Consider the following 14,238-nt stretch of genomic DNA (forward strand, 5'->3'; position numbering starts at 1 on the left):
ACGCCTGCTGACATCAGCCGGCTCCACGCAGGTTGCCGGCGCTTGTGGAGCTGTTCCGTGCCAGTTCGACAAACGCCTGCAGGTAATCGATACCGGTATCGGCCTCACGCGCGCCCAGGTAGATCTGCTTGGGAATGCCTTTCGCACCCAGACGCACCGGCACCACGTCCATGCGGGCGGCGTACTCCTCCACCAGCCAGCGCGGCATGGCGGCCACGCCGCGACCGCTGGCCACCATCTGCATCATGATGTCGGTGGTTTCGATGGCCTTGTGGCGCCGGGGCGTGACCCCGGCAGGCAGCAGGAACTGGTTGTAGATATCCAGCCGCTCGAACGGCACCGGATAGCTGATGAGTATTTCCTGGCTGAGCTGGCGGGGTTTGACGTACTCGACCGACGCCAGCGCGTGGCCCTTAGCCACCACCAGCACCTGCTCGTAATCGAAGACGGGGACGAACTTCAGGCCCGGCTTCAGCAACGGGTCGGGCGTGACCAGCAGGTCGATCTCATAGCCGAACAGGGCGCCGATGCCGCCGAACTGGAACTTCTGTTTGACGTCCACATCGACGTCGGGCCAGCTGGCCAGATAGGGCGAGACGATCTTCAGCAGCCACTGGTAGCAGGGGTGGCATTCCATGCCGATGCGCAGCGCGCCACGCTCGCCCTGCGCGAACTGGCCCAGCCGTTCCTCGGCCAGGTCCAGCTGCGGCAGCACCCGGTTGGCCACCGCCAGCAGGTACTGGCCCGCCTGGGTCAGGCGCAGGCTGCGGCCTTCGCGCAGCCAGACGTTGGTACCCAACTGCTGCTCCAGCTTCTTCATGCTGTGGCTCAGGGCTGACTGGGTCAGGTTCAGCACACCGGCGGCGGCCGTGAGCGACCCCTGCTGTTCGACCTGCTGCACGATGCTGAGATGGATCCGCTCCAACATGACGATGAATCTCACTCATGGATTGGTGAAGTAATACCATTTTACGTCATGGGACGGGCTGGCTAGCATCGGCTCACGCCTTCGGGATACCTGCCAGCCCGGTTACCCCGCCGGCCAGCAGGACTGCGCCCCTGCAGATCACCCCGAAGCAGCCCCTCCCCTGCTGAAGCGAAGAGATGACCCGCCCCCTCCGTATCGTCGCCGTTTCCGGCGGGCTGCAGCGCCCTTCAAGGGCAGCGACCCTGGCCGAGCACCTGCTGGACCTGATCGGCGAAGGCGTCCCCTGCGATCAGTACCTGATTGAACTGGGTGAACTGGCGCCGCAACTGGCCGGTGCGCTCCGGCGCTCGCAGTTGCCCGAAACCGTGGAGCGGCAGTTGGCCGCTGTCGAGCAGGCCGATGTACTGGTGGTGGCCACGCCGGTCTATCGCGGCTCGTACACCGGCCTGTTCAAGCACTTTTTCGATTTCATCGACCAGGACGCGCTGGTCGATACCCCGATCCTGCTGGCCGCCACCGGCGGCAGCGAACGCCACGCGCTGGTGATCGACCACCAGCTGCGACCGCTCTTCAGCTTCTTCCAGGCCCGAACCCTGCCCTTGGGTGTCTACGCAACCGACAAGGATTTCGCCGACGGCTGCGTGCAGAACGAGGCCCTGATGCAGCGGGCGCGGCTGGCGGTGCAGCGAGCGATGCCCCTGCTTGCCCTCTCCCATCGTGCAGTGCCTGCAGCTACTGAGGCCGCTGCAGTCCTCTGAATACCGAATGCCATCGACCTGCATTCGGATGTCACCCCCGCAACCCGGAACACCGCCCATGACGACCGAGAACTTCACCTTCAGCATCACCCGTATTCCTTTCAACGAGGACTACCAGCCCGCTGACGGCACGCGAATCACCACCAACTTCGCCAACCTGGCCCGCGGCGAATCCCGCCAGGAAAACCTGCGCAACACGCTCGGCATGATCAACAACCGCTTCAACGATCTGGCGCACTGGGACAACCCCAGCGCGGATCGCTACGCGGTCGAGCTGGACATCATCTCGGTGGAGATGCACATCGATGGCGATGAGGGCAGCGATCCGTTCCCGCTGATCGAGGTGCTAAGGCCGACCATCGTAGACACGCGTACCGGCGTGCGTACGGAAGGCATCGTCGGCAACAATTTCTCGTCCTACGTCCGCGACTACGATTTCAGCGTCGTGCTGCCCGCCAGCAACGAAGGCAAGGCCACCTTCGGCATTCCCGAAGGCTTCGGCGACCTGCACGGCAAGCTGTTCAAGCACTTCCTGGAATCGGACGCCTACCACGCCAATTTCAGCAAGGGGCCGGTGATCTGCATCAGCGTTTCCAGCAGCAAGACCTACCACCGCACCGAGAACCACCACCCCATCCTGGGCGTGGAGTACCGACAGGACGAGTTCTCCCCTACCGACCAGTACTTCGACAAGATGGGCCTGCGGGTGCGCTACTTCATGCCGCCAGGCAGCGTCGCGCCACTGGCGTTCTACTTCCAGGGTGACCTGCTGGGCGACTACTCGAACCTGGAACTGATCGGCACCATCAGCACGATGGAGGCCTTCCAGAAGATCTACCGCCCCGAGATCTACAACGCCAATTCCGTAGCGGGCAAGGTCTACCAGCCCAGCCTGAAGCACCAGGACTATTCGTCCACCCGCATCGTCTACGACCGCGAAGAACGCAGCCAGCTGGCGGTCAAGCAAGGCCGGTTCACCGAAGAACATTTCATCAAGCCGTACCGCGCCGTGCTTGAGCAGTGGGCCGCCCGCTGATCCACCGCTTTTCCATTCGCCCCTCAGGACACAAGACGCAATGTCGACGAAGAAACTGCTCCCCACCTCCACCGCAGGCAGCCTGCCCAAGCCCTCCTGGCTGGCCGAGCCCGAAAAGCTCTGGTCGCCCTGGAAGCTGCAGGATGACGGCCTGATTGAAGGCAAGCAGGATGCCCTGCGCCTGTCCCTGCAGGAACAGCAGCACGCCGGCATCGACATCGTCAGTGACGGCGAACAGACACGGCAGCATTTCGTCACCACCTTCATCGAACACCTCAGTGGCGTCGATTTCCAGAAGCGTGAAACCGTCCGCATCCGCGACCGCTACGACGCCAGTGTGCCCACCGTGGTGAGCGCTGTCAGCCGCCCGAAGCCGGTGTTTGTGGAAGATGCGAAGTTCCTGCGCAGGCAGACTACGCAGCCGATCAAATGGGCGCTGCCGGGCCCGATGACCATGATCGACACCCTGTATGACGCGCACTACAAGAGCCGCGAAAAGCTGGCCTGGGAGTTCGCCGGGATCCTCAACCAGGAAGCCAGGGAACTGGAGGCGGCCGGCGTCGACATCATCCAGTTCGACGAACCGGCCTTCAATGTGTTCTTCGATGAAGTGAACGATTGGGGTGTCGCTGCACTGGAGCGCGCGGTCGAAGGGCTCAAGTGCGAAACCGCAGTGCATATCTGCTACGGCTATGGCATCAAGGCCAACACCGACTGGAAACAGACGCTGGGTTCGGAATGGCGCCAGTATGAAGAATCGTTCCCGAAGCTGCAGACGTCCAGCATCGACATCATCTCGCTGGAGTGCCACAACTCGCACGTGCCGATTGACCTGATCGAGTTGGTGCGCGGCAAGAAGGTGATGGTCGGTGCCATCGATGTGGCTTCCAGCACGGTCGAAACGCCGGAGGAGGTGGCCAAAACGCTGCGCAAGGCCCTGCAGTTCGTGGATGCTGACAAGCTCTACCCCAGCACCAACTGCGGCATGGCACCGCTGTCGCGTGACGTGGCACGAGGCAAGCTGCGCGCGCTCAGCGCAGGTGCACAGATCATCCGCGACGAGCTTCTGGCCCGCGGCTGAGCACGAGTGCGCATGCGGGCGGACACGTTTGGATGGATGAGGCCAAGGCCGCGCGCCAGTGCGGGAGCCCACCGCTCCCACACTGGCGCCGCCTCCCCTACTCCTGCGCCCGAAACTCAGCGCTGCTGATCCTTCAGGAACAGCCAGGTAATCAACGTGGCATCCGGGCCCTTGGGGTCGGTGAACGGCAACCCGGACTGGCTGCCGCTCCAGGCATGCCCCATCCCCTGCACCACGTAATGCTGGACCAGCGTCCTGCCGCCATAGGTGTAAGAGTCAACCGTGTAGGCACGCCCACCCGGCACCTGGCCGTGGAAGGTGCTGGTCGGCACGTACTTCACCGAGTCGTTGTCCAGGCCATCGTCGGCCAGGTCATTGGTCTGCAGGAACTGGCGCACGGCCTGCTGCCCGTTGATCGGGTTCACCGTGGCGTCGGCGGTGCCATGGAAGACCAGCACCGGGATCGGCCGCGGCGACGGCGAGCCCGAGCACTGCCACGCCAGCCGCCCGTTGCTGTCCGGTGAGTAGATGCTGCCGGCCAACAGCGCATAGGCACTGCCGGAAATCGTGGTCGCGCCCTTGTACATGCCGCCGGAATGGATCGCGCCCGCCGCGAACACATCCGAATAACAGGCAAGCATGATCGAAGTCATCGCCCCGCCGGCGGAAATGCCGGTGACGTACACCCGGTGCGGATCGATGCTGTAGCCCGCTTTCACCTTGTCCACGATGCCGGCCAGGATGGAGGCTTCGCCACTGTCGCGCGCCTGGTTGATCGGCAGCTGCCAGTTCCAGCAGCGTGCGGGGTTGGAGGTTACGTTCTGCCGCGGGTAGACCACGATGAAGCCTTCGGTGTCGGCGACCTCGTTGAAGCCGGAGGCCTCGCCCATCAGGTTCGGCCCGGTCACGCAGCCGTGCAGTACCAGCAGCAGGGGCAGTGGCCGCGTTTCATCGTAGCCGGCCGGCACCCACACCTGGTACTCGCGGGCGCCGAACAGATTGCCGTACAGGCCAACATCCCAATGTCCGGATGGGTCTGCCGCGGAGGCGGTACCCGTGGTGGCCAGCCAGGTGCACAGCAGCAGCATCAGCGCCTTGATTGAATCGATTCCAGATTTCATGACCAGATCCTCATGCGTGAGTCGTGGATGAAGTGGTACCGGAAATCCTCGTGGACCGACCTTCCAGAGGGTGCTGCGACGCCGCTGTCAAACCCAGCCGGTGGCGTAGTAGATGCCGATCACCACGAACACCGCGAGGGTCTTGATGATGGTCACTGCGAAAATGTCCTTGTAGGCCTGGCGATGGGTCAGCCCGGTGACCATCAGCAGGGTGATGACCGCACCGTTGTGCGGCAGGCTGTCCATGCCGCCCGATGCCATCGCGGCAACGCGGTGCAGCACCTCCATCGGGATGCCGGCAGCCTGCGCGTTGGCGATGAAGGTCTCCGACATTGCCGCCAGGGCGATGCTCATGCCGCCCGATGCAGAGCCGGTGACGCCGGCAAGACCGGTTACGGTGACCGCTTCATGCAGCAGGGGGGCCTTGATCGCCCCCAGCGCGTTGGCCACCACCATGAAGCCGGGCAACGCGGCGATGACCGCGCCGAAGCCATATTCCGAGGCGGTGTTCATGGCGGCCAGCACTGCACCACCGATCGCCGCCTTGGTGCCCTCGGCAAACTGCGTGACTACCGGGCGCCAGGCCAGCGCCAGCACCGACAGGATGCCAACCAGCAGCGCCCCCAGCACGGCCCAGATTGCGGTGATCTTCGCCACGCCCTGCACCACCGGCGCCGAGCTGCCCATGATAGACGGCACGAAGCTGTGCTCCGCGCCGTACCAGTTCGGTATGCCCAGGGTGAACAGCTTGTTGGACACAAACACCAGCACCAGCGGCAGCACGGCAATACCCGCGTGCGCCAGATGGGTGCCTGCGAACGGTGCCGGCTCGTTCACCAGGGTGGCCGGGTCTCCGTAGCCCTCGCCACTTCGTACCGCCGCGCGACGGCGCCACTCCAGGTAGGCCATGCCCACCGCAAGCACGAACACACTGCCCAGCGTACCCAGCACCGGAGCCGCCCAGGTATCGGTGCCGAAGAACGTGGTCGGGATGATGTTCTGGATCTGCGGCGTGCCCGGCAATGCGTCCATGGTGAAGCTGAAGCCGCCCACCCCCAGCGTGGCCGGAATCAGGCGCTTGGGGATGTTGCTCTGGCGGAACATCTCGGCCGCGAACGGATAGACCGCGAACACCACCACGAACAATGACACGCCGCCATAGGTGAGCAGGCCCGACACCAGCACGATCGACAGCATCGCCCGCTGCGGTCCGAACAAGCGGATCGCCGCACCCACGATCGAGCGGGAGAAGCCGGACAGTTCGATCAGCTTGCCGAACACCGCGCCCAGCAGGAACACCGGAAAATAGAGCTTGAGGAAGCCGACCATTTTGTCCATGAACAAGCCGGTGAACATCGGTGCCACCAGCGAGGGATCGGTGAGCAGCACTGCGCCAAGCGCGGCGATGGGCGCGAACAGGATCACGCTGTAACCGCGGTAGGCCACCAGGATGAGGAAGGCCAGCGCTGCAAGTACGATCAGTAACGACATACGGCGCTTCCGGATGGGGACGCGCCCAGTATCCGGATCTGGTGACCGCTGCCGACTGGACCTAGGTCCACTCGCCGGTGCGCAACCGCGCCGCTAGCCTAGCGTCCATGGGTGGCAATGGGCCATTCGCCGCGTACATGCCTTGGGGGAGGACCGAATGAAACGGAATTGCTTGAGCCTGATGATCGGCACGCTGTTGGCCACCGGGCCGGTCCTGGCGCAGGACGCACCGCAGGGCGCGCCGGCAGCCGCCCGCACCGCTTCGGCCACCAACCTGGACAGCATCACGGTGACCGCACGCAAGCGCGAGGAAACCCTGCAGGAGGTTCCGGTTGCCGTCACCGCCTTTACGTCCGAAGCCCTGGACAAGATGAACGTCCAGGACATCAGCGACCTTGATGGACAGGTCCCCAACCTCACCATCTACGCGGCGCGCGGCGCCAGCAGCACGGTCACCGCCTACATCCGCGGCGTCGGCCAGTCCGACCCCACCTGGGGCGCTGACCCGGGCGTGGGCATCTACCTGGACGACGTCTACATCGCCCGTCCGCAGGGTGCGCTGCTGGACGTGTTCGACGTCTCGCGCATCGAGGTGCTGCGCGGTCCGCAGGGCACGCTGTACGGCAAGAACACCATCGGCGGGGCCATCAAGTACATCTCGCGCGGCCTGCCCCCCCAGACCGAAGGCTTCGCCCAGATCACCGTGGGCAACTACAGCCAATTGGACGCCAAGGCGGCGATCGGCGGCCCGATCGGCGGGGCCGACAGCGGCCTGCGCGCGCGCGTGGCGGTCGCCAGCATGAATCGTGACGGCTTCGGCGAGAACACCTTCACCAACCAGCCGGTCAGTGACAAGCAGATCAATGCTGCACGCTTCAACCTGGGTGCGTATGCGGGCGACGACTTCGACGTGCAGTTCGCCCTGGACTGGATCGATGACCAGTCCGGCATGCGTGGCTCGAAGATGCTGGCACCCAACCCGTTCGTGCGCGCCTACCCGCCGATGGATGACCGCTACGACATCCGCTCGGGCATGCGCAACCTCAACAGTGTGGAGACCAAGGGCGCCTCGGCCACGGTGAACTGGCGGCCCAGCGAAGACGTTGCGCTGAAGTACGTGGTGGCCAAGCGCGAGTCGGACAGCGACGCGAACATCGACTTCGACAGTACGCCGGTCAAGCTGGCCGATGTGGGTGGCACTTATCATGATGACCAGGTCAGCAACGAGGTGCAGCTGAACTACGATGCCGGCGGCCGCGTGCGGGGCGTGGTGGGCTTGTACCAGTTCAGTGGCGAGGCCGGCGGACAGATCCGCAACAACTTCTTCAACCTGCAGTTCGGCGACACCCGCGGCAAGGTGCTGACCGACAGCATCGCGCTGTACGCCGACTGGACGTTCGACCTGACCAGCAAGCTGAAGCTGGACGTCGGCGCCCGCTACACCGACGAGGACAAGCGCGCGATCGTGCTCAACCGCTTCTACTCGGATGCGACGTTCACCCGTCCGATCGCGGTCGCCGCCGATTTCGACAAGAAGACCAATTTCAAGAACGTCTCGCCCAAGGTGTCGCTGGATTACCAGATCACCCCGGACATCATGGTCTACGGCCTGGCCACGCGTGGCTTCAAGTCGGGTGGCTACAACATCCGCGCCAATGCCGTTGCGGTGCCACGCTCGGCCGAGCCGTTCGATGACGAGACGGTGGACAGCTTCGAGATCGGCAGCAAGATGGCCTTCCTCGATCAGCGCCTGTTCCTGAACCTGTCGGCGTTCCACAACAAGTACAAGGACATCCAGCTGTCGGTGTTCACCGGCATCGATACAAACGGCGACGGTGTCGACGATGCCTTCTTCGGCGATTTCACCAATGCCGGCGCCGGCACCATCAATGGCCTGGAAATCGAGTACCAGTACCTGCCCAGCCAGCACTGGCTGATCTCCGGCAACCTGGCTTGGCTGGATGCCAAGTATGACGAGTACGTGGACCGCGGCGTCAACGTGGCCAAGCAGATGAAGTTCACCAACGCACCGGACTTCTCGGGCGCGTTGAACGTGGAGTACCGCACCGACCTGGCCAATGGCAGCAACCTGTCCGCACGAGTGAGCTACAGCTATCAGAGCGAAGTATGGCCGACCACCGATCTGAGCCCGGTGATCCGCCAGGACGGCTACGGGCTGGTCAATGCCGGCGTGATCTGGAAGCTTGACGACGCCTGGTCCTTCTCGCTGCAGGGCACCAACCTGGCCGACAAGGAGTACCGCACCACCGGTTACAACATTCCGGCGGTCGGCACGCTGATTGGTTTCTATGGGCCGCCGCGCCAATATAGCCTCAGCGTCCGTTACGATTTCTAGGAAGCTTCTGCATGACACCGTCTTACGATGATCTGTACTGGAAAAGTGACGATGGCCTGCGCCTGCATGCGCGTGACCATGCTCCTGCAGGCGCACAGCCGGCGCGCGGCACCGTGGTCTGCATCCCCGGCCTGACCCGCAATGGCGCCGACTTCGATGCGCTGGCCGCATCGCTGGCTGCTGCGGGTTGGCGGGTGATCGCGGTTGACCTGCGAGGACGCGCAGGTTCGGAACGCGCATCGGACCCGTCCAGCTACAACCCGCGCACCTATGCCGACGACGTGGTGGCGCTGCTGCGGTCGCAGAACATCGACAAGGCGGTATTCGTCGGCACCTCGCTGGGGGTGCTGGTCACCATCACCCTGGCCTCGCGTGCGCCCGGGCTGATCGCCGCGGCAGTTCTGAACGATGCCGGCCCCAAGGTGCCGCGCGAAGCGCTGGCGCGGATCGGCAAGTACGCCGGCAAGCCCGTGCCACCGATGGACCTGGCACAGGCCACGACCTATGTGGAATCCATCGGCAAGGCCGCGTTTCCGCGCTTCACCACCGACGACTGGCGGGCGATGGCCGTACGCACGTTCCGCCAGCGCAGCGATGGCCTGCTGGAACTGGACTACGACCCGGCGGTGATCCGTACCACGCGGCCGTGGGTGCTGTGGCTGCTGCGCCCGGTATTGTGGCGCGCGGTGCGTGGCCTGACCTCGCGGGTGCCGGTGCTGGTGGTCCGCGGAGCGTTGTCGGACATCCTGCCTGCCGATGTCGCGCAGCAGATGGCCGCCACGTCGCCCAACGCCCGCCTCGTTGAAGTACCGGAGGTAGGCCATGCGCCGATGCTGTCCGAGCCCGAGGCGCGTGACGCGATCCTGGCATTGCTGGAGCGCGTGCGATGAGTTCCGGCGTTTCGATGGATGCGTTGCCCGCCGCCCTGCAGGACCTGCGGCAATGGGCGGCAAGCGAGCGGCTGAGCGGCAGCACGCGCATCGCGCAGTCGCGCATCAATGCCTTCGCCGACGCCACCGGGGACCACAACTGGATCCACACCGATCCTGCCCGCGCACGGATCAGCCTGCCGGGCGGGCAGACCATCGCCCATGGCTTCCTTCTGCTCTCGCTTACCGTAGAGGACGACGTGGCGGCCCTGGCCGGCTTTCCCGGCATCGCCCACGTACTGAACTACGGCTTGAACAAGGTCCGCTTCCTGGCGCCCGTGCCGAGCGGTTCCGAGGTACGGGTGCGCTCGCAGCTGATGTCATTGGAAGCGCGCAGGCCCGGGCAGTGGCTGCTGACCCAGCACAAGACCGTGGAAGTGGTTCCCGCCGGCGAGGCAGCAGTGGTCGCCGAACAGCTGTCGCTGATCGTGCTCGCCGACTAGCGCCGCACCGTCCTCCCGCGCGGGGCGCGCCGGCTGCCCGCCGGCCGCGGTTCTCTCTACACTGGAGCGATGTTGACGCCCTCCATCGTCCTGTTCGCCTGCATCGCGTGGACCGTGCTGCTGTTCGGCGTCGCCCTGTGGGGGGAACGCCAGGGGCATCGCCTGTCGAAGGTATGGCCAGCCATCTACGCGCTGTCACTGGGCGTGCACTGCACGGCGTGGACCTACTACGGGGCCGCCTCGCAGGGCGTGCAGTGGGGCTTCCCGATCCCGCCGACACTGATCGGCATGGCCCTCATTTTTGCCTTCGGCCTGCCGTTCCTGGTGCGGCTGGGGCGATTGGCCAAACAGCACAACAGTGCCACCATCGCCGACCTGGTGGTCGCGCGCCTGCGCGCCGACCAAGGGCTGGGCATCACCATCACCCTGGTCGCGCTGTTCGGCATCATTCCCTACATTGCGCTGCAGCTCAAAGCGGTCAGCCAGGGTCTTGCCGCCCTGCTCGGTGATCAGTTCGCACCCGTTGGCTGGCAGCTGGACGTGTCGTTCTGGTTCGCGCTGACGATGGCGGCGTTCACCACCCTGTTCGGTGCACGCAAGGCGTCGGCGACCGAGCACAACCGCGGCATCGTGGTCGCGCTGGGCCTGGAATCACTGTTGAAGCTGACGGCACTGCTGGCCATTGGCCTGTATGCCGCGCTATCGGTGCACAAGGCCGGCACGCCGCTGCTTGAGAAGATGGCGCACCTGCCGCCGCCGGCAGTGGTGCCGGATTACCTGACCATGGTGGCGCTCGGTGCCATGGCCGCGTTCACCCTGCCCCATCAGTTCCATGTGGGCGTGGTCGAGCTGCGCCAGTCGTCGGACCTGAAGACGGCGCGCTGGCTGTTCCCGGTCTACCTGCTGTTGATCGGCCTGCCGTCGGTGCCGATGGCACTGGCCGGTGCCGCGCAGCTGCCGCCCTCGATGACGCCGGATCTGTATGTGCTGGCCCTTCCGCAGGAGCGCGGCCATCACCTGCTGGCACTGCTGGCATACCTGGGCAGTCTGAGTGCCGCCACCGGCATGATGATCCTGTCCGGGCTGACCCTGTCGATCATGCTCGGCAACCACGGCGTGGGCTCGCGCCTGCTGAGCGGCGTCAATGGCTTCAACTCCGGTGCCGATCTGCGGCCGCGGGTGCTGGCCTTCCGGCGCGCCGGCATCCTCGCCGTGTTCCTGATGTCGTGGCTGTACAGCCGTGCGATGAGCGGCACCGAGGCGCTCAGCGATTTCGGCCTGATGTCGTTCACCGCGCTCTCGCAGCTGGCACCGGCGGTGCTGCTGGCGGTGTACCGTCCGCGCACGCCCTCCCCGGCCATCATCGCCGGCATCGTACTGGGGTCGCTGGTCTGGTTGTGGCTGGTGCTGCTGCCCATGGTGCTCCCTGCCCCGCTGGCGTCGGCCGGTCCCGACGGACTGCACTGGCTGGCGATGTTCTCGCTGCGCATGCAGCCGGGCCATATCGCCATCAGCATGGGCGCCAGCCTGGCCGTCAACCTGGTAACCGTGGTGCTGGTGTCGCGTGCGGTGCGTCCACCGATGCCTCGGCAGCGGGACGCGGTGGCCGCGGCGTCATTGCGCAAGACGGCTGGTCGTTTCCTCGGCCAGGAACGGGCACGCCAGCTGATGGACGGGCACGCCGGGCAGATGCTGGACGACGACCGGGTGACCGCCATCGAGCGCGAACTGACCGCCGTGGTCGGTGCAGGCATGGCGCGGCTGCTGGTGGAGGCGGCACGCGATGGTGGTGCTGCGCCGCTGGACGCTGTTACCCGCGCGGTCGGTGAAGCCACCCAGGTGCTGCGCTTCAACCAACGCCTGCTGGAGGCTGCCCTGGAGAACATGAGCCAGGGCATCAGCGTGGTCGATGCGCAGTTGCAGCTGGTGGCCTGGAACAGCCGCTACGCCGCGCTGTTCAAGTTCCCGCCGGAGCTGCTGCAGGTGGGGCAGCCGGTGTCGAACCTGACGGCGTGGGCACTGGGACAGCTGAAGATCGGCGACACCCCTGGCGACTCGCGCGACAAGGCGTTGCAGCGGCGGGTGGTGCACATGCGGCGCGGCACGCCGCACCTTTCCGAGCGGATTTTCCCGGACAACACCATCGTTGAGATCCGAGGCAACCCGATGCCCGGTGGCGGCTATGTGGCCACCTTCACTGATGTCACCGCGTTCCGGCGGGCAGAGGACGCGCTCAAGCGCAGCAACGAAACCCTGGAGCGCCGCGTGCAGGACCGCACCGCCCGGCTTGAACAGGCCGTGCATGAAGCCGAGCGGGCCAACGTGGCCAAGACCCGCTTCCTGACCGCGGTCGGCCATGACCTGATCCAGCCCCTGCATGCGGCGCAGCTGTTGACCGACGCCATGTCGCAGCACATCGAATCGGAATTCCTGGACAGCTTCCTGCGCCAGATTCGCGGCGCGCTGGATTCCACCGATGATCTGCTGTCGGGCCTGCTGGATATTTCGCGACTGGAAGCCGGTGGCCTGGTGGCCGATCCGCGCCCGTTCGCATTGTCGACCGTGCTGGAGCCGCTTGCGCAGGAGTTCGCCGTGCTGGCCGCAGCACGCGGCCTGCAGTTCCGCCATGTGCGCACCCGCGTGTGGGTGCACAGCGACCCGTTGCTGCTGCGCCGCGTACTGCAGAACTTCCTGGCCAACGCCATCCGCTACACCCGCCGTGGCGGCGTACTGCTGGGCGTTCGCCGGCACGGCCAGGCACTGTCGATCGGCGTGCATGACAGCGGTCCCGGCATTGCGCCGGAGCGACAAGCCGTGGTGTTCGAGGAATTCCACCGTGGCGACCGCAGCAATGGCCAGGGCCTCGGTCTTGGCCTGACCATCGCGCACCGCATTGCCGACCTGCTGCATGCACCGTTGGAACTGCAAAGCGAACTGGATCGCGGCTCGGCCTTCTCCATCACCGTGGCGCGTGCAGCGCCGCCTGAGGCCCCACGCACTGAACCCGCCGCTGGCAACAGCAGCATCAAGGGCATCCGCGTGCTGGTGGTCGACAACGATGCGGAGGCGCTGGAGGCACTGCGACAGATGCTGCTTGCCTGGGGCTGCGATGTCATCGCGGCGCGCGATGTCGCTGCGCTGGATGCATCCGCACATGAGGCGGCACTGTGGCTGTTCGACTACCACCTTGATGAGGGCGATACCGGCGTCGCACTGTGGAAGCGCCTCGTCGCCGCGCATGGCGCGCGGCCGACGGTGATCCTCAGCGCCGATACCGGTAGCGACACGCGCGATGCGGTGCGCAGTGTGGGCCTGTCACTGCTGAACAAGCCGTTCAAGCCGCTGGCGCTGCGCTGGGCGATCAACCATCTGCTGGCAACGGCCAGCACGGAAAGGACCTGACGAAGGATCAGGCGTCCTGCGCGTCTTCGATCTGCCGGGATGGGTCGGTCAACCCCATCTCGTGCAGCACACGGATGGCCTGCGCGCGATTGCGTACGCCCAGTCGTCCCATGATGCGGGTCATGTGTGCCTTGACCGTGCGCAACTGCACGCCCAGCCGGTCGGCGATCTGCTTGTTGAGCAGCCCTTCGGCCACCAGGCTCAGCACCTTGTACTGATGCGCGGACAGGCTGGACAAGCGCGCGGCAAGATCGGCGTCCTTGCTGAAGGGCGCCACCCGCGCCACCGGCTCGCGCAGCAGCGCCGGTATCCAGCGCTCACCTTCCAGCACGGTCTGCAGTGCGGACTGCAGGTCGGTCAGGCCGGAGCTCTTGGGCAGGTACCCGGCTGCGCCCAGGTCGATGGCGCGGCGGATCACGTGCGGCTCTTCATTGGCCGAAACGATGATGATCGCCAGCCCCGGTTGCAGCGCACGTATGGTCGCCAGTCCGGCCAGGCCGTGGTTGCCCGGCATGTGCAGGTCCAGCAGCATCAGATCGATCTGCTGGTTCTCGATCGCTTCGAGCACGCCGTGCAGCGAATCGGCCTCGCTGATCTGCAGGTCAGCCACCGCTTCTTCAGCGGCGCGATGCAGCGCCGCGCGGAACAAGGGGTGGTCATCGGCGATAAGCAGGGTCGGCATGTCCAGCCGAG

The 14,238-nt window shown here is 65.5% G+C and carries 11 protein-coding genes; 7 read left to right on the forward strand and 4 right to left on the reverse strand.

The features are described from left to right. Positions 1-13 precede the first annotated feature (13 nt). On the reverse strand, positions 14-928 hold the full coding sequence (locus AC1DKR_RS00810; protein WP_336028513.1) for a LysR family transcriptional regulator: 915 nt from the start codon (positions 926-928) through the stop codon (positions 14-16). A gap of 176 nt (positions 929-1,104) precedes the next feature. Between AC1DKR_RS00810 and msuE the strand changes: the two genes are divergently transcribed. The 3 genes from msuE to AC1DKR_RS00825 are packed head-to-tail and all read left to right on the forward strand — an operon-like array spanning position 1,105 to position 3,803. Beyond that, on the forward strand, positions 1,105-1,686 hold the full coding sequence (gene msuE / locus AC1DKR_RS00815) for an FMN reductase (protein WP_478030424.1): 582 nt from the start codon (positions 1,105-1,107) through the stop codon (positions 1,684-1,686). A gap of 58 nt (positions 1,687-1,744) precedes the next feature. After that, complete coding sequence (locus AC1DKR_RS00820; protein ID WP_223495140.1) at positions 1,745-2,722, forward strand: DUF1852 domain-containing protein; 978 nt, start codon at positions 1,745-1,747, stop codon at positions 2,720-2,722. A gap of 40 nt (positions 2,723-2,762) precedes the next feature. Next, positions 2,763-3,803 (forward strand): methionine synthase, encoded by a 1,041-nt coding sequence (locus AC1DKR_RS00825; protein WP_478030426.1) that lies wholly within the window; start codon positions 2,763-2,765, stop codon positions 3,801-3,803. A 116-nt stretch (positions 3,804-3,919) separates the two neighbouring features. On the opposite strand, the gene AC1DKR_RS00830 is transcribed toward AC1DKR_RS00825, so the two are convergent. Both AC1DKR_RS00830 and AC1DKR_RS00835 read right to left on the reverse strand, forming a co-directional pair. After that, entirely contained in the window at positions 3,920-4,924 is a 1,005-nt protein-coding gene (locus tag AC1DKR_RS00830; protein WP_312785750.1) for an extracellular catalytic domain type 1 short-chain-length polyhydroxyalkanoate depolymerase, read from the reverse strand. Between the two features lie 87 nt (positions 4,925-5,011). Then, positions 5,012-6,415 carry a GntP family permease gene (locus AC1DKR_RS00835; RefSeq protein WP_478030428.1) on the reverse strand — a complete coding sequence of 468 codons (1,404 nt, stop codon included), beginning with the start codon at positions 6,413-6,415 and terminating at the stop codon, positions 5,012-5,014. Positions 6,416-6,596: 181 nt separating this feature from the next. Here AC1DKR_RS00835 and AC1DKR_RS00840 point away from each other — a divergent pair, with 181 nt between their 5' ends. The 4 genes from AC1DKR_RS00840 to AC1DKR_RS00855 all read left to right on the forward strand — a co-directional run bounded on the left by AC1DKR_RS00840 (position 6,597) and on the right by AC1DKR_RS00855 (position 13,545). After that, positions 6,597-8,771, forward strand: a complete 2,175-nt coding sequence (locus AC1DKR_RS00840) for a TonB-dependent receptor (RefSeq protein WP_478031191.1) — start codon at positions 6,597-6,599, stop codon at positions 8,769-8,771. Between the two features lie 11 nt (positions 8,772-8,782). Then, entirely contained in the window at positions 8,783-9,661 is an 879-nt protein-coding gene (locus tag AC1DKR_RS00845) for an alpha/beta fold hydrolase (RefSeq protein WP_478030430.1), read from the forward strand. Further along, a complete protein-coding gene (locus AC1DKR_RS00850; RefSeq protein ID WP_478030433.1) occupies positions 9,658-10,143 on the forward strand; it encodes a MaoC family dehydratase in 486 nt (161 codons plus the stop codon). The genes AC1DKR_RS00845 and AC1DKR_RS00850 overlap by 4 nt, the downstream gene beginning before the upstream one ends. A 69-nt stretch (positions 10,144-10,212) precedes the next feature. Continuing rightward, positions 10,213-13,545, forward strand: a complete 3,333-nt coding sequence (locus AC1DKR_RS00855; protein ID WP_478030435.1) for a hybrid sensor histidine kinase/response regulator — start codon at positions 10,213-10,215, stop codon at positions 13,543-13,545. A 7-nt stretch (positions 13,546-13,552) separates the two neighbouring features. On the opposite strand, the gene AC1DKR_RS00860 is transcribed toward AC1DKR_RS00855, so the two are convergent. Further along, positions 13,553-14,227, reverse strand: a complete 675-nt coding sequence (locus AC1DKR_RS00860) for a response regulator transcription factor (protein ID WP_099842518.1) — start codon at positions 14,225-14,227, stop codon at positions 13,553-13,555. Positions 14,228-14,238: the final 11 nt, after the last annotated feature.

It is taken from the genome of Stenotrophomonas sp. 01N47, from assembly GCF_056399165.1.

Excerpts from the sequence above, each read along its gene's own strand:
- AC1DKR_RS00840 (WP_478031191.1), top strand. The coding sequence starts at position 6,597 with ATGATCGGCACGCTGTTGGCCACCGGGCCGGTCCTGGCGCAGGACGCA.
- AC1DKR_RS00860 (WP_099842518.1), bottom strand. The coding sequence starts at position 14,227 with ATGCCGACCCTGCTTATCGCCGATGACCACCCCTTGTTCCGCGCGGCG.
- AC1DKR_RS00820 (WP_223495140.1), top strand. The coding sequence starts at position 1,745 with ATGACGACCGAGAACTTCACCTTCAGCATCACCCGTATTCCTTTCAAC.
- AC1DKR_RS00845 (WP_478030430.1), top strand. The coding sequence starts at position 8,783 with ATGACACCGTCTTACGATGATCTGTACTGGAAAAGTGACGATGGCCTG.
- AC1DKR_RS00855 (WP_478030435.1), top strand. The coding sequence starts at position 10,213 with ATGTTGACGCCCTCCATCGTCCTGTTCGCCTGCATCGCGTGGACCGTG.
- AC1DKR_RS00830 (WP_312785750.1), bottom strand. The coding sequence starts at position 4,924 with ATGAAATCTGGAATCGATTCAATCAAGGCGCTGATGCTGCTGCTGTGC.
- AC1DKR_RS00825 (WP_478030426.1), top strand. The coding sequence starts at position 2,763 with ATGTCGACGAAGAAACTGCTCCCCACCTCCACCGCAGGCAGCCTGCCC.
- AC1DKR_RS00810 (WP_336028513.1), bottom strand. The coding sequence starts at position 928 with ATGTTGGAGCGGATCCATCTCAGCATCGTGCAGCAGGTCGAACAGCAG.
- AC1DKR_RS00835 (WP_478030428.1), bottom strand. The coding sequence starts at position 6,415 with ATGTCGTTACTGATCGTACTTGCAGCGCTGGCCTTCCTCATCCTGGTG.
- msuE (WP_478030424.1), top strand. The coding sequence starts at position 1,105 with ATGACCCGCCCCCTCCGTATCGTCGCCGTTTCCGGCGGGCTGCAGCGC.
- AC1DKR_RS00850 (WP_478030433.1), top strand. The coding sequence starts at position 9,658 with ATGAGTTCCGGCGTTTCGATGGATGCGTTGCCCGCCGCCCTGCAGGAC.